The sequence below is a fragment of the Roseateles sp. P5_E11 genome, assembly GCF_054049355.1.
In genome coordinates this window covers 1-19975 of record NZ_JBFUMO010000053.1, presented here as the reverse complement: position 1 = coordinate 19975, position 19975 = coordinate 1, and the positions used below count along the sequence as shown (strand labels likewise).

Sequence of the window (19975 nt, the reverse complement as noted above, 5' to 3'; positions counted from 1 at the left end):
ACGCGCACCCGTTGGCCAAGCTGCTTAGCTAGTCGAATCACAGCCTCTGGAACTGGCATTGCGCTTTTCATGGAACGCATTATCTCGGTCTGCGCTGTTCATAGAAGGCGTGCGGGCTGCCGGTACTGCTTGAAGTTAGAGTTCCCGCAGGGCTTTTCAGCTGCATTTACCTGGACAGTTCGCAGACGGCCGCTGCGGCCCGAATCAGCAATATCGTCGGTTTCGGATGCGCGCGAGGCCCTCGAACACTTCCGCAACGCGTCTCGAGAGCAGCGCGACCGAGAGGCCCGCCAGCATGAGCAGCAGCTGCAGTACCTGCAGCGCGAGTGGGCTGCCACTGCAGAGGCCCTGACGGCCAAGCAGACCGAACTCCGCTCAGCGCTGCAGGAGAAGGCGGACGCCCTGGCGCAGCTTTCTGCAGCTAGGGCAGAACGGCGTCGTCAGGTCGACGAGCAGTTGCGCGAGCTGAAGCCTGCAGTCGAGCGCCTGGCCACTCAAAATACTTGAACCGTGTTCGTCAATCGCCGTCGCGCCGTGCAATTGAGGGACACGCGGAAGTGCAGATGTGCCCCCTGCCATCCCAGCGTTTGCCGCTGAGAACGCCGTGGCACATCCACGGGCGCGCCGTTCGTGTTCACGCAGAACACGCGGCCTTGGACGACGCGTCCGAACATCAGGTTCGCCATGGGAACGATCCCCTCAGAGAAGCGGCCCGCACAAAGGCCCGGACGCCGGAGATCGCTCAGTTCTTGGGCTTGGCGAATACGCGCACCTCGCTGAGTTGCGCCGGGTGATCGGGCGTGACGGCGGGGAAGCGGATGCGCAGGAAGGCTGCCGTCGGGTTGCCGTCGAACAGCGCGACCTCGTGGCTCTTGCGCCTGTCCCTGACGTCGGCGACCTGGCGCCATTGGCTCTGGTCGTTGCTGATTTCCACGACGAAGGGCGGGCTGCTGTCGTCGGGCATCTGCACCGACAGCCAGTGCAGCGCATAGACGTTCTCCAGATGGCCCACCCAAAAGGCCTCGCCATTGCTGGTGTTGGCTCGCCAGAAAGTGCCCGGGTCGCCGTCGTTGGCCAGCGGCGCTTCGTGGCCCGCCGCGGAACCGCTGGTGGCAGTGGGACGGCTGGTGGTCACGTTGATCGGGTCGCCGGGCAGCGCCTTGCGGGAGATCGGCGCGTAGACGATGACCGGCTGGTCGGTTGCCAGCGGCGAGACGCCCGTCACGAAGCGGTCTGGCCCGGTCGTCTTGATCGTCAGGCGCGCGGGCTTTAGCCCGGGCGACGTGGCCTCGATGACGGTCTCCCCGGCGAAGTAGGAGCGGAAGGTGATCGCCGCTTGGCCGTCGCGAATGGCCACCAGCGACTTGTTGCTGAAGGCGATGCTGCGGCCCGTGGGGAACTTGCCGGGGCCGCTAACGATGGTCAGCGTCACGTCCGGCGAATTGCTCAAAGCCCCGCCGGTCTCGTCGTGCACGCTGACGACCACGTGCGCGTCGTCCAGACCCTGGGTACCCTTGATGACGGTCTGGTGTGCCTTCAGCTGCAGATGCGCCGGCTTGCCGGCCACCGGCCAGACGGGTTCCGGTACGTCCCGGTAGTGCGTGCGGTACCAGTGGTACTGGCGCTTGGGCAGGCGGAAGTAGTCGACGAAGCCCATGGAGCCGAACTCGACGGAGGCGATGGAGCCATGGTCGAAGGCGCACCACAGGGCCTCGCCCGATCGCCAGGGGTAGCGCCACGAGAAGGGCCTGGGGTTCGCTTTCTGGTCGGGCGTCTCGGGCATCAGGCCGAAGCCGGGATCGAAAGCACCAGGACGGTCCACCATCGTCGAGCCGTATTCGGACACGACGGAGGCGATGCCGGGGTTCATGAACAGCGTGGCGCCGTCGCCGTTGTAGCCGGCCACGTCGCCCAGCTTGTCGATGTCGCCGCGCTGCGCGCCGCCGATGGCGATGGGGCGGGTCGGGTCCTGCCTGCGCATGAAGGCCACCTGCCGCTTGAGGAAGTCGCGCATGGGGGCCATCGCGTCGCTCGCCGTGAAGAAGGGCTCGTTGCTCGCGCTCCAGACGATGATGGACGGGTGGTTGCGGTGGATGCGAATCATCTCCGCGGCCTGCTGCAGCACGCTGGCCTCGAACTCGGGGCGGTCCGCCGGGTCGGGCGGGTAGGCGCTGGACAGCCAGCTGCCGTCGGCGCCGAAGCCGCCGATGCCCCAGAACGGCGCCTCGGACCAGAGCAGCATGCCCAGTTCGTCGGTCGCCTTCGAGAAGGCCGGCGAATGCGGATAGTGCGAGCCTCGGATGAAGTTAAAGCCGGCATCCCTGACCATCTTCACGTCGCGCCGCGTGGCACCGTCGGTCACGCCGTCGCCCCAGCCGGCCTGGTCCTGGTGGACGTTGGCGCCGATCATGTAAAAGTGCTTGCCGTTCATGAAGAAGCCCTTGTCGGCGGTGAACTTGACCGTGCGGATGCCGAAAGGCGTCTCGAAGCGGTCGACTGCCTGGCCGTTCACGAAAAGGCGGCTCACCATCTTGTAGAGGTAGGGGTGATCGGGCGACCACAGCTTCGGCCGTGCGAAGGCGGGCAGGGTCTGGTCATAAGCCAGCTTGCCCGCGGCGGGCACAGTCTGCTCGCTGTGGTGCTGCGCTACGCGCTGGCCGGCGGCGTCCAGCACTTCGGACACCAGCGTGACCTTAGCCGGGGCGGGGCGGTCGTTGTGCACCTCGGTCTGCACGCGCACGATGGCCTGCGCGTCGGAAACCTGCGGTGTCGTCACGAAGGTGCCGTACCAGGCCACGTGCACGGGGGCGGTGACGACCAGGCGCACGTTGCGGTAGATGCCGCCCGAGAACACGTGCTCGCCAGCGCGCGGCGCGACGCGGGCGTTCCACTCGTTGTTGACATGCACGGCCAGCAGATTGCGGCCGGCCTTCACATGCGGCGTGATGTCGACGCTGAAGCCGGTGTAGCCGCCGACGTGATGACCAGCCTTGTGGCCGTTGACCCAGATGACCGCGTCCTGGAAGACACCATCGAACTCCAGCGTGATGCGCTTGCCCATCGCGCTGGCCGGCACTTCGAGGCTCTTTCGGTACCAGCCGTGGCCCACGTAGAAGCCGGTGCCCAGGAAATAGGGCTCCGAGAACGAATGCGGCAGGTCGGCCCGCCGCCATTGCGAGGTGTCGTGGTCAGCCGCCTGTGCGTCGGCCGGGTTGCCGAGCGTGAAGATCCAGTCACGGTTGATGGGTTCGCTACTACGGGGGACCGCGCTGGCGATGCTGGTGAGTAAGCCCAGGCACAGGGCCGCCGCGAGATGAAAGAGCCGGTGCATGTCGACGTCCTTGGCCCGGGCTTCACGATCAACGCTGCGGCGTGAAGCGCAGCATGAGCACGCCGTGCGGCGCAACCTTGCCGCCGTGGCTTCCGCTGACGCCCTTGGTGACCTTCTTGCTCCACAGGTCTTTCACGTCGGCTTTCTGGTCGGCGGGCAGGCCCAGGCGGTCCCACTTCAGCTTCATGTCTGCGGGCGTCTTGCCGCGGTTGAACAGCACGGCCGCGAACTCGCCGCCCTGCAGCGGGCGCACCCACACCTCGAGCTCGCCTTCCTTCAGCACGCGGCGGCCCTGTTTGCCCAGCGGGTCCTGGTCGACGGCGATGACGTCCTTGTTGGTCAGGATGCGCTGGGTGTCGGCATCCATCTTCGAGAGGTCGTTGCCGGCGATCAGCGGCGCGGCCAGCATGGCCCATAGCGAGAAGTGAGATTCGTACTCGGTGGTCGTCATGCCACCGTTGCCCACTTCGAGCATGTCGGGGTCGTTCCAGCCGTTGGGACCGGCGTGCGCCGAGCGCTCGACCTGCATGTCGAGGATGGTGGTCATGCCGTGCGACCAGTCCTTCTCGCCTTCCCAGGCGTCGTAGATGTCGCCGGTGGTGCGCCACAGGTGGCCCACCGTCGGGCCCCAGCGCTCGGGGTGGTCGGTGCCCCATTCGCAGATGGACAACACGATGTCACGGCCAGACTCGCGCAGCGCCTTGGCCATGATGGTGTATGCCGCCTCGGCGTTGCGGCTGCCGGTGTGGCACCAGTCGTACTTCAGGTAGTCGACACCCCACCTGGCGTACTGGCGTGCGTCCTGGWATTCGTGGCCGGCGCTGCCCGGGCGGCCGCCGCAGGTCAGCGAGCCGGCATCGGAATAGAGGCCGAACTTCAGCCCTTTGCTGTGCACATAGTCGGCCAGCGCCTTGATGCCTGAAGGGAAGCGCTCGGGGTCGGCCTGAATGTTGCCGTCGGCGTCCCGGCTCTTCTGCCAGCAGTCGTCGATGACGATGTACTGGTAGCCCGCGTCCTTCATGCCGGATGCAGCCATCGCGTCGGCCTGCTGGCGGATCAATTGCTCCGACACGTTGCAGGCGAACTTGTTCCACGAGTTCCAGCCCATCGGCGGCGTGGGCGCGAGGTTGGGTTTTGGCGCGTCGAGCTTCAAGGTTTCGTGGGCGTGGGCGGGCACAGCGGCGACGAGGCAGAACAAGGCCAGCGTATGTGCGACGCGTTGGATCAAGGGGTGCATGGAGAGGTCCTCTGGATGTCTGATGGGAAGGCTGGTGGGCTCAGTGGCCGTAGCGGCGGCCGGCCGATTCGAGCGGCCAGCCGTCGGTGCGCAGCGGCGGCAGGGGCAGGCCGTCGCCGCCGACCACGTTGGCTTCGCTGGCGTTGTTGACCCAGGCATAGCGCGCAGCGACGGGTACCGGCACGGCGGCGCTGCGCAGCACGATGCGGTCGCCGTCGAGCCGTGCTTCGGCCGGCTGCCAGCGGCGGTCCGCGCCGGCAACGTAGAAGCCGCGCACGGTTTCGCCGCTGCGGGCGGTGCGCAGGCCGCCCGCGGTCGTGTCAAAGCTCAGCTCGAACTCGCTGCCCCTGGCCGTCTGGCCGGTCAGCCGCGGGCCGGTGGCCGGCGCGGAGCGCAGGCCCAGCTCGTGCATCGCCAGAGCCGCCAGCCGCTGGCCCACGGTGCGTTTGTTACGCGGGTGGATGTCGACCGTGTTGCCGATGTCGATGGCCGTGGCCATGCCGGTGTGGGGCAGGGCCAGCGCCGCGGCCTGGCTGGCGCGGAGTTCAGCCCAGCCATTGCCGTCGGGCCGGTTGTCGGCCATGGGCAGCCAGGACGCCAGCTGCACGAAGAAGAAGGGCAGCTTGGGGTCGGCGAACTGGCCGCGCCAGTCCTGGATCAGGCGCTTGAAGCCGTCGGCATAGGCCGCCGCGCGCCCGGCGTTTTCCTCGCCCTGATACCAGAGCACGCCGCGCACCGACAGGCCTTGCAGCGGGGCGATGAGGCCGTTATGGCCGAGGGTCGGGGCGTTGTTGGCCACCGGGCCAGGTGCGGCCACGAGTTTTTCGACGCGTGCACGCCAGGTACCCACGAGCGACACCGGGCCGGCCGCCGTGTCCAGGCGCAGGTCCGGAGCATCGCCATTGATGCCGCCGTTGCCACCAGTGTCGGTTACGCGCACGGCGATCCAGTTGCTGCCGGCGCGCAGCAGGCCCGCGGGCACGGCGTAGCGGCGAGGCTGCTCCCAGCCGCACTGCCCACCGATCTTCTGACCATTGACCCACACTTCGTCGCAGTCGTCGACCTTGGCTAGGTGCAGCTCAGCAGCACCGGCGGCCTGGGCGGGCTTGAGCTCGATGCGCTTGCGCATCCAGACGATGCCGTCCACGTCTTCCAGGCCCTGGTTTTCCCAGTTGCCGGGCGCCTGCAGCGTGGGCCAGCTGGTGTCGATATCGCCGGCGGCGGACCAGCCCGAGGCGTCCACGCCCTCCAGCGGCAGTCCCTTCTGCCAGGCCGCGCCTCGCGGCTCGGCTTCCCACAAACCTGGGGGCCGCAGCGTCGGCTGGTCGCTGCCTTTGTCGCTCGCGGCGGGCCCGCCCGGAGTGCCCGCGCTCGCCAGCGGCAGCCCCTTCTGCCACGTGGCAATGCGGGGAAGCACGCGCTGGCCCAGCGCGGCACTGAAATTGGCGTTGTCGGCCGGCAGAGCCCGCACGGCGGGTGCGAGGTCGGGGTCGCGCAGGGCGGCCTCGCGGCTCATCCAGGTTTCCAGCATGGAACCGCCCCAGGCGGAATGAATCAGGCCGATAGGCACGCCCTGCACGGCTTGCATCTGGCGCGCGAAGTGATAGCCGACCGCACTGAAATCCCCCACCCGGCCTGACTCGGCCACGACCCAGGATGCCGGGGCGATCTCGGCCTCGGGCCGCACGCTGGCACGCAGCGGCACGCGCAGCTGGCGCAGCTGGGCGTTCTGCGGCGAGGCCACTTCCTGCGCACCGGTGTCGGTGAGTGCCAGTGGCCATTCCATGTTGGACTGGCCGCCGAGCAGCCAGACATCGCCGACCAGCACGTCGTTCAGCGCTGCGGTCCCATCGCCCTTGACGAACAGGCGGTGTGGGCCGCCGGCCGGCAGAGGCGGCATCTGCACGCGCCAACGGCCATCGGCGCCGACGCGGGTGGTTGCCTGGCGGCCCGCGAATTCGACGGTCAGTGTCTTGCCGGGCGTGGCCTGGCCCCACACGCGCAGGGGCCGGTCACGCTGCAGCACCATGTGGTCGCCAAACACTCCGGACAGGCGCACTTCGGCATGGGCTGTGGCGGCCAGCAGCGACAGCAGCAGGGACAGAGATAGGGTGGTCTTCTTCATCGGTAGGCTTTCAATCAGGCGAAATTCAAGGTGAGGGCACGGCCTTGGTAATTGGCGCTGCGGGTCTGCTCGGGCTGGCCCGGCGCGGCCATCAGGCGCACGCGCAGCTGGCGCCGTGCCACCAGGCCGGGGAAGCGGCCCTGGCGCGCGCCGATGTGCAGCGTGCGGTGGGCGTCGTTCCAGCGCAGCTCGGTGGTGGCGCGCTCGCCGCGCTCGTAGCGGTAGGTCTCGCCATCGTCCTCGTAGAGGGTGAAGCTGCCGTCGGCGCCGGGGTAGATGCGGATCTCCCACGGTGCCTCTGGATGCTGGCCTACGTGCTCGACGACCGGGCCCAGCGGCACGATAGCGCCAACGCGCACGAACAGCGGGAACTCGTCCAGCGCGTAGTTGCGTTCGGCGCTGCCGCCACCGGCGTGGCGCTGGCCGGTCCAGAAGTCGTACCAGTCACTTCCGGCGGGCAGCAGCGTGGCCTGGCGCTGGTCCATGTGCTTGGCCTGCTCGGCGTGGACGCGCATCTGGCTGGGCGTATGCCAGGCCAGGCGCATGACGCGGCCACCGGTGGCCTGGTAGTAGTCGATGCGCAGCTTGAGCACCTGGCCCTGGTGCAGCGTGACGCGGTGGCCCTTGAAGCGCGCGCCGCCCACGGCCCAGTCGTCAACGACGAGCTGGCCGTCCAGCCAAAGGCGGAAGCCGTCGTCACCCTCGACACCGATCTCGTGCTCGCCGTCCTCGGCGGCGATGAGCTCGCCCGTCCAGCGCGCCGAGAAGTTATTCAGGCTGGACAGGCCCTCCGGCACATTGGCCAGCGGCGGGCCGGGCCAGTGGTGGGCGATCACCGTGTCGATGGTGCGGCTGGCGGGCTTGTCAAAGTTGACGCCCTCGAAGTACTCGAGCGCGAGGCCGCGCTGGCCGTCGGGCGTGCGAACCTGGGTCAGCGGCACCGTGGCGGCCGGCGGCTGCACCGGGCGGAACATGGCCCGCGTGATGGGCTGCACCAGGAAGGCCGGGCCGAACATGTAGGTGTCGTCCACCTTGCGCAGCGCCCGCTGGTCGGGGAAGTCCATCGCCAGGCCACGCATCATCGTGTAGCCGTCGTGCGTGCTGCGCCAGGCCAGGCTGTACAGKTAGGGCAGCAGCTGCATGCGCAGCTCGACGGCGCGCCGCAGCGAGGCGTAGACGGGCGGGTCCATGGCCTTGTACAGGTAGGGCTCGCGGGCCACGTCGGCGCCGTGGATGCGGTAGATGGGGTTGAAGATGGCGAACTGATTCCAGCGCGCGTAGAGCTCGCGCCAGGTCGGGTTGCGCTCGCCTTCCGGGTAGGTGACGAAGAAGCCGCCGGTGTCCTGGCTCCAGTAGGGCAGGCCGGCCATGGCCACGTTGAGGCCGCCGGCGATCTGCTGGCGCAGCGCGGCCCACGAGGCCGTTGTGTCGCCCGACCAGGGCAGCGCCGCATAGCGCTGCTGGCCGGCCCAGGCCGAGCGGGTCAGCGTGAGCACGCGCTTGCCAGTGGGGCCTGCGGCGCGCTGGCCCTCGTACACGCCCTGGGTGGTGACCAGGCTGTAGGGGTTGAGGTAGCGGGTGAAGTCGCCCATGGCGTTGCGCCCCAGGCCCTTGATGTCGGCCTCGACTTCGCTCGGGTTGTGCACCGCGCCGCCCACCTCGACCTCGGTGCCGTCCATCCACAGCGCGTCCACGCCCACGTCCAGCAGGCCCTTCTTGGCGTGCTTGTAGTAGATGCGGCGGGCTTCGGCGCTGTAGGCGTCGTAGATGCGGGCCTTCTTGGAGACCCAGTGCAGGGGCTCGAAGCGCAGCTTCTTGGCGTCCAGCTCGCGGGCCAGTGCCGTGTCGTTTCCGATGCTGGGCCAGATCGAGGCCATCAGCTTGACGTGCAGCTTGTCGTGCAGTTCGAGCGTCAGCGCGGCGGGGTTGGGAAAGCGCTCGGCGTCCCAGACCATGCCGCTCCACTTGCCGTCCCACACGCCGTCCTTCACGCCGCCCCAGTACTGCCAGTCCTGCACGATGTAGTCGATGGGGAAATGGTCGGCACGGAAGCGCCGCACCACGTCGAGCAGCTGCTGCTGGGTCTGGTAGCGCTCCTTGCTCATGAACAGCCCCAGGGCGGCCTTGGGGAACATCGGCGCGGCACCGGTCAGGTGGCGGTAGCCGCGGATGACGGCGTCCATGTCGGGGCCAGCGGTCAGGTAGTAGTCGGCACCTGCGGGCGCGCTCTCGGCCGTGAAGCTCATGCCCTCGGGCCGGTCGCGGAACGTCATCTTGGAATAGACGTCCAGCAGCAGGCCCCAGCGCCGCGTGGACACGAGGAAGGGCACGACGATGCCGATGTTGGTCTGCACCATCAGCACGTCGCGGCCGCGGTAGTCCATGTAGGGCTCGTCGTACTGGCCCAGGCCGTAGAGGGACTCGTCGGGCGTCAGCGTGAAGGTCTGCGTCAGCGTGTAGCTGGGGTTGCCGGCGATCTCGACTTGCTTGAGCTCGGTGGGCGACGTGGCGCGCTCACGTGTCAGCAGCCGGCCGTCGGCGGCGAAGAAGGCCAGCGCGCCGCTGCGCTTGTTCACCGTCACGCGCAGGCCGGCGCCGGCTAGCGTGAGCTGGTCGGCGGCCTCCTGCACGTCGAAGGGCACGGACTGCGGACGGACCACGACGACGAGGCTGGGCTGCACCGTGTGCGCCTGGCCCAGGTGGGCGGCCACGCGCACCAGGCCCGGGCCGTAGAACAGCACGCTCTTGGTCAGCCCGCCCACGCGGAACTGCAGGCCTTCGGCCACGCGTTGCCAGGCAAAGCCACCGGCCGGGCCGGCCAGCGGCAGGGCGCGCAGTTGGCCGGCGGCGTCCAGCGCCGAGGCCTGTGTGCTGGCCTTGGGGGCCGCCAGCGCGGCGCCGGCAGGAACGCAGGCCATCAGGCCGACGAGGTCACGACGTTTCATTCACGAGTCTCCATAGTCTTCATGATCGGACCGAACGCCGGCAATTCCTTGCGGCCGGTCACTTGCAGCTTGCTCATCTGGCCGGCGGCGCGCACGCCGGTCACGGTCTTCAGCGGCTGGCCGCCGCCGATCCACAGTTCGGCAGGGCCGGCCGGCACGACGCGGCGGCCGTCGGCCTGCACCACGCTCAGTGCGTGGGCCTCTAGATCGAAGCGGATGCGGCGCGAATCGCCGCCACGCAGCACGACGCGCTTGAAGGCCACCAGCGTTCGCTGCGGCGCTGCCTCACCGGGCCGGGTGGCATACACCTGCACGATCTCGGCCGCCTCGCGGGCGCTCTCGTTCTTCAGCAATACGGACAGCGTCGCGCCTTGCCCCGCGGTGACGCGGCTGCGGGCCAGCCGCGGCTGGGCATAGGCAAAGCGCGCATAGCCGAGGCCGTGGCCGAACGGGAACTCGGCCTCGCCCTTGAACCAGCGGTAGGTGCGGCCTTGCATGCCGTAGTCCTTGAAGGGCGGCAGCTGCTCGGCCGAGCGGTAGAAGGTGAGCGGCAGCCGGCCCGAGGGGCTGAAGTCGCCGGCCAGCAGCTCGGCCACGGCCTGGCCGCCTTCGCCGCCGGGGTACCAGGCCTGCACGAGGGCGGGCAGCTTCTGCAGCACGTCGCCAAAGGCCATCGGACTGCCGCTGAAGTTCACCACCACCAACGGGCGGCCCAGCGTGGCCAGGCGCTCCAGCAGCGCGAGCTGCGGCGCGGGCAGGGCTATGCGGGTGCGGTCGCCGCCGGCAAAGCCCGGGGCCAGCACCGTCATCTCCTCGCCTTCCAGTTCCCAGGTCAGGCCGCTGGCGAAGACGACCAGGTCGGCCGCGCGCGCGGCAGCCAGCGCGGCCTCGTCATTTGCGCCGGGGCGGCTCCATTGCAGGCGCTGCTCGCCCTCCCAGCCGATCTGCTGCGCCTCGACGCGCAATGCATAGGTCTGGCCGGCCTTCAGCGTCACGCCGCGTTTGCTCGTCGGCCAGGCGATGTCCCACAGGTCCACCACCAGCTCGCCGTCGATCCAGATGCGATAGCCATGGTTGCTCTTGAGGCGCAGGACATGCTCGCCGCTCTCGCCGGCGCGCACGAAGCCGCTCCAGCGGGCCGACTCCTTGCGGTCGTAGCGCTCCGGCCAGCCCCACTTGAACTGGGCCTGCGCTGCCGTCTCCGACGACGTGGCCTCGCCTTCGAGCTTGAGGTTGCCGAAGCGCTCGAACTTCAGGCCGGTGCGGGTGCAGGCGGCGTCGGCGCAGAGGCTGGGCGCGGGCAGGTCTTCCAGCGGCGGTGCGACCCAGCCCGTGCCTTCGACGAAGTCGATTTGCGCTTGCGGGTAGCGCGCCTTCAGGCCGGCCAGCAGCGTGATGGGCTTGGACGGCGTGCCGTTGTAGTTGCCCACCAGCGCATCCACGCTGTCGGCATTCGGGCCGATGACGGCGATGCGCCTGGGCGCCTGCTTCAGCGGCAGCAGGCCGTCGTTCTTCAGCAGCACCAGCGAGCGGCGCGCGGCCTCCAGGTTCAATGCGCGGTGGGCGGGCGTGTCGAAGTCGGTTGCCTTGATTTCGGTGAAGGTCCTTTGGGGAGGGATCAAGCCCAGGCGCAGGCGCACGTCGAACAGCCGGTGCAGAGCGCGGTCCAGTTCGGCTTCGCTGAGCAGGCCCTTCTGCACGGCGGCCACGGTGGTGGCGGGCTGGGCGGTCGGGTTGCTGCCGAAATCGCAGATCAGGTCGGTGCCGGCGCGCACGGCCAGGGCCACGGCCTCCTCGGGCGTCTTCACATGCTTGTGTGCCCAGTCCATGTGGATGTCCGCCACGGCGCCGCAGTCGGACACCACATGCCCCTGGAACTTCCACTGGTCGCGCAGGTAGTGCTGCAGCAGCGGCTGGTTGGCGCAGGCGGGCACGCCGTCCACCGCGTTGTAGGCGCACATGACCGACTCGGCCCGGCCGTCGGTGACGGCCGCGTGGAAGGCCGGCAGGTAGGTGTCCACGAGGTCGCGCGGCGACACGTGCACGTCCTCCTTGTGGCGGTCGGCCTCGGGGCCGCTGTGCACGGCGAGGTGCTTGACTGCGGCTGACACCTTCAGCTGCTTCGAATCCGGTCCCTGCAGGCCGCGGATGAAGGACACGCCCATGAGCGAGGTCAGCAGCGGGTCTTCGCCAAAGGTCTCCTGGCCGCGGCCCCAGCGCGGGTCACGGAAGATGTTGACGTTGGGCGACCACACGGTCAGGCCGCGGTAGATGTCCGACGATCCGTCGGGCTTGACGGTGTTCAGGTACTTGGCACGGAACTCGGTGCTGACGACGTCGGCCACGCGCTGCACCAGCGGCGTGTCCCACGTCGCCGCCAGACCAATGGCCTGCGGAAACACGGTGGCGATGTCGGCCCGCGCCACGCCGTGCAGACCCTCGCTCCACCAGTTGTAGGCGGGGATCTGCAGGCGCGGGATGGCCGGCGACTCGTGCTGCAGTTGGCTGGCCTTCTCGGCCAGCGTCATCTGCGCCACGAGGGCCTTGGCCTGCTGCATCGAAGGGCTGGCCGCCGCGGCGGTGGCCAGCAGGCAGGCAAGCGCGGTGGCCCCGATCAGACGGTACTGCATCGGTCGGTCATCGCTTCACCGGCTGCAGCGTCAGCAGCGTGATGTCGTTGCTGCGCATGGGCACCGTGAACTTGAACAGGCCGTCCTTGCCGACCTTGACCGTGCGCTTGACCTCGGGCTTGTCTTGCGTCAGCGACTGCAGCTTGGCCAGCTGTTCGGCGCTCAGGTCCTTGGGCGCACCCATCTCCAGGTAGGCGGTGTAGGCGTCATTGGTCTTGTGGCCGGTGCGGTGCAGGGCCAGCTGGTAGCTGCCCGGCTTGAGGTTGCGCAGCGACAGCTTGACCGGCTGCGCCGGGACGTTGGGCACGGGCTTGCCAAAGAAGGTGCCGTTGCTGTTCTGCCCCTGGTCCGGGTGCTGCCAGTCCCAGGCGAGGACGGCGGTCTTGTCGCCATCGGCGGCGGCCAGCACCTTGTCGTCGGTGGTCGGAATTTCGTTGCCGCGCAGCGCGTTGAGGTATTTGTAGGCGAACCAGGTCGGCTTGCGCACGCCGTCGCGCGTCATCAGCCCGAAGCCGCCGTGGAAGGGGGCGTCCGGCGGGCCTGGTTCCTCGAAGAGGTCGCTGTAGACCCAGTAGCTCATGGCCTGCGCATAGCCGCGCGTGGCGCGCAGCTTGGTCAGGATCCAGGGCGCGCTGACATAGCTGTCRTGCACCTTGTCGYRCGGGTTGTAGCTGGTGCTCCACTCGGTGAKGTACAGCGGRATGCCGGGGAAGGGYGACGCYTCGATCTCYTKSCGRTTGCGGCGCACGTCGCCGACGATGGMGTYGGGGTCGGTCGCCAGGATGCGGTCSGACTTGCCGAACTCGTCAAGGAAGCCCTCGGTTACGCCGTAGCTGTGGGTGGTGACGAAGTCCACCGCCACGTCGTTGGCCTTCGCATAGGCCAGGAACTCGGGCACCCAGGCCGCCCCGGCGGTGGACGGCCCGCCGACCTTCAGCGTGGGGTCGATCTTCTTGATCGTGCGCGCGGTGTTGGCATACAGCTCGAAGTAGGCCTTCTGGTCGGCCCGCTCCCAGAAGCCGTCGAGGTTGGGCTCGTTCCAGACTTCGAAGGGCCACTGGCGCACTTCCTCAATGCYGTAGCGCTGGATCAGGTGGCGGACGAAGGCGTCGATCATCTCCATCCACGGGCCGGGCTGTGGGTGCGAGGTGTTGCCCTTCCAGTGGAAGATGGTCAGCGGCGAGGTCTTCATGACGCCCGGCGTGAAGCCGAGCTCGATGAAGGGCTTGATGCCACGCGCCAGCATGGCGTCGTAGAGCTTGTCGATGGCGGTCCAGTCGAAGACGAGCTTGTCGCCGTCTTTCTTCACCGTACCGTAGGTGTCGTGAAAGATGTCGTGAAAGCGCAGGTAGCGAAAGCCCAGCTCGTCGACCGCGGTCTTGAGCTGCGCCAGGTTCTCCGGCCGGCCGGTGGTGCCGGGAAAGTCGGCGCCGACGGCGAGGTCGAAGAAACGGTCCACGGGCTTGTTCGCCGCGGCGCGGTCGAGCGTGACCTCGCGCGCCGCGGGCGGTGCGGCATGGACCACGGCGCACAGGCCCAGGGTCAACAGCGCCGCCGAGAGCGGAAGCAGGACGCAGCGCGGCAGGGGAAGCAGAGAGTTCGTCATGGGTGGAATCTGTTCTTGAGTAATCAGTTGCTGTAGAGCAGCCCGCGGCCGGTGCCGCTGACGTAGATCCGGCCGTAGGTGCCTTGATCAGCCGCCATCACGCCGATGCCGCCGAATTGGTGGGCGTCGTCGTTGAAGCGCGACCAGGTGGTGCCGCCGTCGTCGGAGCGGTACACGCCCCACATGCCGTCGATCGTGCCCACCACATAGATCGCCGCCGAGTACGCGGCGCCGGCCTTCGCCTTGCCCAGCGCGATGACACTGGCGCCCGACGTGCCGTTGCTCGACGCGAAGCCGCTGAGCCTGGTCCAGGTCACACCCGAATCCACAGAGTGGTAGACGGCGTTGCCGTCAGTCAGCCAGACGTCGCCCTCGACGTTGGGGTTGACCGCGATCGACGTGCTCCAGAACGAGTTGGGGGCCAGGGTGGCCGCCGCCGAGCCGGGGCTCAACGTGAAGCTGTGGCCGCCATCGGTCGAGACGTAGATCTTGCCCGCCGTACCCCATGATGCGCCGCCCGAATCGTAGGCATAGACCTTGTTCGGGTTCTTGCGGTCCGCCGCCAGTCGATAGCCGCGGTTCCAGCCCGGCGCGACGCTGGGCAGCGCCGGCAGGTTGGTCGCCGTCCAGCTCGCGCCGTTGTCGGCGGTGTAGTACGGCACCGAGTTCGAAGGCGCCCAGACCGCCTGGCTACGCGCGGTGACGGCGATGCTCGATTCGCCGCTCGTGTTGGTCGCCGCGCCGGCGGGGATGGTGGCGAACTTCGCCCAGGTCTTGCCGCCATCGCCCGACCAGTAGCCGGTGCCGGCGCCGGTCGAGTTGACGACGCCGACGCCGGCGATGTAGTTCGGATCGGACCATGCCACGTCGGCGGCGTTGCCGTTGCTCCAGCCGGTGCCGGGATTCAGCGTCGGCGCCTTGGAGAGGTCCGTGTGGACCCAGGCGCCGACGTCGCCCGAGCTGTTGACCAGCACGTAGGACGCGCCGGCCGGGGGTGTGACGATGCCGAGGACCGCAGTCTCCTCGATGCCCTCGACCGCGCCCTTCCAGGTCGGTGTGGCCGAGGAAGCGTTCTTCGTTTCGATGACGCCGCCGCCGTGGACGTGCAGGATGTGATCGCGGTCGGCTGGGTCGATCTCGACGTCGTCGACCCAGCCGGACGCAACCTCGCCAGGTGTCTGCGCCTCGATCTCGCGCCAGGTCTTGCCCGCGTCGTCGGACAGTTGAACGATCTGTTGGCCGTTCCAGTTGCCCCAGGAGTTGGTCACGCCCAGCGCGATGCGGGTGTTCGCGCCGCTGCCGTGCACGGACACGCCGCCGAGGCCAAAGTTCGTGCCGCCGGCCGGGTCGACGCTCTTCAGCAGGGTCCAGGTCGTGCCATCGAACTTGTAGAGGCGACCGGGGCCGCCCGCGCCCGGCCCGGCGTCCTTGGTGAAGACGACGTAGAACATGCCGTCGGCGGCACGCACCATGTGGGGAATCTGCATGCCCGAGACCGGGGTGGCCACCGGCTTCCACGAGGCGCCGCCGTCGGTGGACCCGTACAGGCTGGAGGTCAGGCCGGCCGCGTTGACGTAGTCGGGCGCGATGGCGGCATAGACGGTCTGCGTGGCCGTGCCGCTGCCCTTGGTGCCGGTGTCGTAGACCACGACCCCGATGCCCATCCCGCTGCCGCTCGCGGCCTTGACCTGGTCCGCCGTCATCGTGACGGACGACAGCGACGCCACCTGGGCCCAGTTGCGGCCCGAGTTGGTGCTCTTCCACAAGCCGGCCTGGCGAGAGCCGAAGAACAGCGTCGAGGGCTTGTTGGGGTCGACCACCAGGCGCTCGCCAAGGGCGCGGCCGGGGTTGTTGCCGCCCAGGGCGAACGGCAGGTCGACGTGAGTCCAGTGGTCGCCTCGGTCGCTGGAGATGTAGAGCCGCCCATTGCCTTCGAACGTGTACATGCCGGTGGCCATGTAGACGAGCTGGTCGTCGTTCGGGTCGACGGCGATGCTCTCGATGCCGTGGTAGCGGCTCTCGGCTGCGCCGAAACCCAGCCCGTCGGTGATCGGTGTCCAGGATGACGCGGCCGGGTTCCAACGGTAGGCGCCGCCGATGTCGGTGCGGGCGTACAGCAGGTTGGCGGTGGTCGGGTGGAAGACCAGGCCGGTGACGTACCCACCGCCGCCGAACTTCACGCTCGTCCAGGCAGTGGCCGGCGCCGGTGCGGGAGCTGGGGCTGGGGCTGGGGCTGGGGCTGGCGCTGGCGCTGGCGCTGGCGCTGGCGCTGGCGCTGGGGCGGGAGCGGGTGCCGGCGTGTCACCTCCGCCGCCGCCGCAGCCTGCCACCAGCGTCGAGGCGACGATGGAAAGAACGGTGAGTTGTTTGCTGTATTTCATCGGGAAAACCGGTTTTCAGTTCACGGAGCTCGCGGCGTCGAGGGCTGGCGCTTAAGAACTCTTCGTGTAGTCGCAATGAGTCGTGGAAACGCCCTTGGCCCAGATGGAGGGCAGCCTGATTTCTAGGCGTTGCTTGTTGAGCGGTTGCGGGCGGYGAGCAGATGGCTGCAAAGTGCAGCGTCGGCGGTGATGGGATCGCGTGCTTTAAGAGCCTGAAAGATCACCTCGTGTTCAACCAGGGCCGCTCGCCAGCCGTTCATGGCGTCATCGCCAACGCGCTGCGGTGGGATCGCGCTGTGAAAGCTGTCGAACAGCGTCGCCACGACACCGATGAGGGCTTCGCAGCCGCCCATCTCGGCAATGCTCAGATGGAATTGCCGGTCTGCCGCAACGGGGCAAAGTCCGCGATTTAGATCCTCGCGCATCGCCTGTAACGCGGCGCCGACGCGCTGCAGGCTGGGCTGACTGACACGGGTCGCCGCGAGCGTGATGATGGCGCGCTCCAACACAACGCGTGCTTGGATAAGTTCGGCAGGAGACCGGTCGAGAAGCGGTTGAGCGGCGTTTGTCTTGTGTGCCCCAGAGACATATGCACCCGAACGGCCACGGATCTCGACTTGACCCTCAAATTCCAGGCTTCTCAGCGCTTCCCGTACGACTTGGCGGGAGACGCCAAACTGCTGAGCCATCTCCCGCTCGGGTGGCAGCTTCGTCCCGGTTCTGATTCGATCCACGTCGATCAAGGCGCGGATTTGCGCCGCGACCAGACGGTATTGGCGAGGGACGGCGCTTTGATGAAGGTGCGGCATGGCTAGGGTGAGTGCGTCTCCGCGGGTCACCGCAAAGGCGTCGGCTCCAGAACCACGGCAGCGCCGCCGGCCGCAGCCAGCGCCAGGCTGAGCACGTCTTTGCTCGTCACCACGCGCTGCGTGCGGCGCACTTCGCGGACCTCTTCGCCGTCCTGCCAGACCATGGCCTTCCAATTCCCAGGGGGCAGGAAGCGGAGCGACACCTTTTGCGTGCGGGCCTGGTCGCCGGTCATCGCGCCGAGGTACCAGGTCTTGCCGTGGCGGCGCGCCAGCACGATGTCCTCGCCGGGTTCGCCGGAGATGAAGCGAGTTTCGTCCCAGGCGGTAGGCACGCGCTTGATGAATTCGAAGCCGGCCTCGCCGCGGTAGCTGGAGGGGTCGTCGGAGACCATCTGCAGCGGGCTGTCGTAGACGACGTACATGGCCAGCGCCTGGCCGCGCGTCGTCTGGGTCAGCGGCATGACGGCGCGAATCTCGTAGGTGGTCGGCGTCGCGTTGCGGAAGCCGCCGGGCGTGTAGTCCATCGGCCCCGTCAGCATGCGCGTGTAGGGCAGCATCAGGTTGTGCCGCGGCGTGACGCGCTTGTCCATCTTGTTCCACTCGGYGCCCAGCACGCCTTCCTGGGTGATGTAGTTGGGGTAGGTGCGCTGCAGGCCGGCGGGGACGTAGGCGCCGTGCATGTCCAGCAACATCTGGCGCTTGGCCGTTGCCTCAGCCACACGCTCGTAGAACTTGACGATGTCCTGGTCGTCGCGGTTCATGAAGTCGACCTTGATACCCTTGATGCCCCAGCGCGCGTAGGTGTCGAGCACCTCGTCCATGCGCGGCGCCAGGTGCTCCCAATGCACCCACAGCATCAGGCCCACGCCCTTGTCGGCCGCGTAGCGAACCAGGGCCGGCATGTCGATGCCGTCGGCGGCGCTGGCGATGTCGGTCGTCGGCAGCGGGTCGCAGCAGGGGCCGGCACCGAAGGACCAGCCGGCATCGATCAGGTGGTAGGGGAAGCCGGACTCGGCGGCGAAGTCGATGAAGCGCTTGTAGGCGGCCAGATCGGGCTTGACACCCTCCAGCGGGCCGGACCACCAGTCCCAGGTCGTCTTGCCGGGCTTGACCCAGCTGAAGTCGCCGGTCGGTGCCGGGTTGAGGTTGCCGACCAGGTGCGACGGGATCAGGTCGCCGGCGCGGTCGGCCATCATGACTGCGCGCCAGGCCGTCGTCAGCCCGCCCGTCGAGACGAAGGCGGGGCCCTGGCGGCCCGGAACGCCGGACAGCTGCAGGCGCAACGCCTCGCCTTCGCGGCGGAACGAGGCGCCGGTGTAGCCCTGCAGGTGGGCCTGCGTGATGGCGTAGTGGGTGCGGCCCGACGGTGTGGCGCAGACCACCGGCATGTCGAAGACCGCGTCGGACTTCAGTTGCGAGATGCGCTGGCGTTCGAACTGCGCTTCGTGGCCGCCGTCGACCGGGGTCAGCAGGCAGGACGGATCGCCGGCCGGCACGAAGGTGGTCTGCTCGCCCTTGAGCTTGACGGGGGCGCTGCCCTCAATGCGGTAGCGGAAGGCGACGCCGTCGTCATACGCACGCGCATCGACGAGCAGCCGGCGGCGCCCGCCGCCGGCTTCGCGAAAGCTCAGCGTTGCGCTGCGGTAGTGGTCGCGCGCGGTCGCGGCCTTGGTGGCGACCAAGGGGATGACGCGGTCTTCCGCCGCGTCCTGCCGTGATTCGAGCTTCAGCGTGCCGAAGGCGGGCTGGCCTTCGAGTTCGAGGCCCAGCGCCGAGCGGGTGATCACGGTCTCGCCGCGGCGGACCACGCTGTAGCTGGCGCCGTCGTCGGCGATGCGGATGGCGACCAGGCCGCCTGGCGAGGTGATGACGATGTCGGCCGATTGGGCCTGAGCTGCGGCCAGCGCGAGCAGGGCGGTGGCGATGGGAGTGGTCTTCTTCATGAGGTGTCGTCAGGTCGCGCGAGGCGAAAACGGGGGATGCAAGAGGTCAGTCGGTTGTGTTGCTCAGACCACTGCGCCGCGGATCCTGATGGCCACCGCCGGCGAGCCGGCGAGGCCCTGCGGCAGCTTCACTTCCAGCCAACGGTGGTTGCGCGTGAAGCTCAGGCTGTCGGGCGAGCCCACAGCCTGCACGTTCTCGATGGCGCCGGGGGCGAGTGCCGAGCCCTGGGCCAAGGTGGGGATGCGCAGCAGGCCGTCACGGGGCCAGCCCAGCGCGATGGCATAGAGCACGCCGCCCTTGGTCGTGAAGCGGATGTCCTCGGCCGTCAGCGGCTTGGAGCTGCCTTCGCTGAACATGCCGCCGCTGACCTTGGTAGGGCCTTCGCCGTAGATGCGCCAGGGGCGGGTGCCGTAGATGGCCTCGCCGTTGCGCACCATCCACGTGGCGATCTCGCCGAGGATCTTCTGCTCGTCGGCGTCGATGGTGCCGTCGCCGCGCAGCGGCACCGACAGCAGCAGGTTGCCGTTTTTGGAGACGATGTCGCACAAGCGGTGGATGACCGTGCTGGCTGGCTTGTACTGGTGGTTATCGAAAATGCCGCGGCTGTAGTGCCAGTCGCCCAGGCAGGTGTCGGTCTGCCAGGGCTGGGGCTCGATGCCTTCGCGAAAGCCGCGCTCGACGTCCTCGACGAGGCCGGCGCGCCATTCGCTGGGCATCACCTTGGCGTTGAGCACGGCCTCCAGCTTGCCGCCGTTCCAGGCCATGCTGGCGTTGTAGAAATGAGCGGCGATGTCCAGGCCGGCCTGGCCSAGCGGCAGCGTCGTGTTGTCCATGTAGACCAGGTCGGGCTTGTAGCTGTCGATCAGGTCACGGCAGCGCAGGAACCAGCTGCGCGTGAAGGCCGGGTTGTGCAGCGGCGGCTTCTCGTCCCAGTGGGCGGTCTGGCTCTGCTGCCAATCCTCGACGC

The 19975-nt window shown here is 68.5% G+C and carries 11 protein-coding genes; 1 reads left to right on the top strand and 10 read right to left on the bottom strand.

What is annotated here, in order from left to right; genetic code table 11:
• Positions 1-69 precede the first annotated feature (69 nt).
• Entirely contained in the window at positions 70-507 is a 438-nt protein-coding gene (locus ACXJKR_RS06705; RefSeq protein ID WP_457321778.1) for a hypothetical protein, read from the top strand.
• A gap of 235 nt (positions 508-742) precedes the next feature.
• On the opposite strand, the gene ACXJKR_RS06700 is transcribed toward ACXJKR_RS06705, so the two are convergent.
• The 10 genes from ACXJKR_RS06700 to ACXJKR_RS06655 form a co-directional block, all read right to left on the bottom strand.
• On the bottom strand, positions 743-3331 hold the full coding sequence (locus ACXJKR_RS06700) for a glycoside hydrolase family 2 protein (protein WP_457321776.1): 2589 nt from the start codon (positions 3329-3331) through the stop codon (positions 743-745).
• Between the two features lie 28 nt (positions 3332-3359).
• Positions 3360-4568, bottom strand: a complete 1209-nt coding sequence (locus ACXJKR_RS06695; RefSeq protein ID WP_457321774.1) for a glycoside hydrolase family 27 protein — start codon at positions 4566-4568, stop codon at positions 3360-3362.
• 40 nt (positions 4569-4608) lie between these two features.
• Positions 4609-6693, bottom strand: coding sequence for a sialate O-acetylesterase (locus ACXJKR_RS06690; protein ID WP_457321772.1), 2085 nt, complete (start codon positions 6691-6693; stop codon positions 4609-4611).
• 14 nt (positions 6694-6707) lie between these two features.
• Positions 6708-9638, bottom strand: a complete 2931-nt coding sequence (locus ACXJKR_RS06685; protein WP_457321770.1) for a TIM-barrel domain-containing protein — start codon at positions 9636-9638, stop codon at positions 6708-6710.
• Entirely contained in the window at positions 9635-12268 is a 2634-nt protein-coding gene (locus ACXJKR_RS06680; protein WP_457321768.1) for a glycoside hydrolase family 3 C-terminal domain-containing protein, read from the bottom strand. Before ACXJKR_RS06680 ends, ACXJKR_RS06685 begins: the two co-directional genes overlap by 4 nt.
• Positions 12269-12275: 7 nt before the next feature.
• Positions 12276-13874 (bottom strand): GH39 family glycosyl hydrolase, encoded by a 1599-nt coding sequence (locus tag ACXJKR_RS06675; protein ID WP_457321766.1) that lies wholly within the window; start codon positions 13872-13874, stop codon positions 12276-12278.
• A 23-nt stretch (positions 13875-13897) separates the two neighbouring features.
• A complete protein-coding gene (locus ACXJKR_RS06670) occupies positions 13898-16054 on the bottom strand; it encodes a VPS10 domain-containing protein (RefSeq protein WP_457321764.1) in 2157 nt (718 codons plus the stop codon).
• Between the two features lie 323 nt (positions 16055-16377).
• Entirely contained in the window at positions 16378-17064 is a 687-nt protein-coding gene (locus ACXJKR_RS06665) for a FadR/GntR family transcriptional regulator (RefSeq protein ID WP_457321762.1), read from the bottom strand.
• A gap of 26 nt (positions 17065-17090) precedes the next feature.
• On the bottom strand, positions 17091-19007 hold the full coding sequence (locus ACXJKR_RS06660) for a glycoside hydrolase family 97 protein (RefSeq protein ID WP_457321760.1): 1917 nt from the start codon (positions 19005-19007) through the stop codon (positions 17091-17093).
• A 63-nt stretch (positions 19008-19070) separates the two neighbouring features.
• Positions 19071-19975: alpha-L-fucosidase (locus tag ACXJKR_RS06655; protein WP_457321758.1), on the bottom strand; the 905-nt coding region annotated here is incomplete at its 5' end.

Excerpts from the sequence above, each read along its gene's own strand:
- ACXJKR_RS06680 (WP_457321768.1), bottom strand. The coding sequence starts at position 12,268 with ATGCAGTACCGTCTGATCGGGGCCACCGCGCTTGCCTGCCTGCTGGCC.
- ACXJKR_RS06700 (WP_457321776.1), bottom strand. The coding sequence starts at position 3,331 with ATGCACCGGCTCTTTCATCTCGCGGCGGCCCTGTGCCTGGGCTTACTC.
- ACXJKR_RS06705 (WP_457321778.1), top strand. The coding sequence starts at position 70 with ATGGAACGCATTATCTCGGTCTGCGCTGTTCATAGAAGGCGTGCGGGC.
- ACXJKR_RS06690 (WP_457321772.1), bottom strand. The coding sequence starts at position 6,693 with ATGAAGAAGACCACCCTATCTCTGTCCCTGCTGCTGTCGCTGCTGGCC.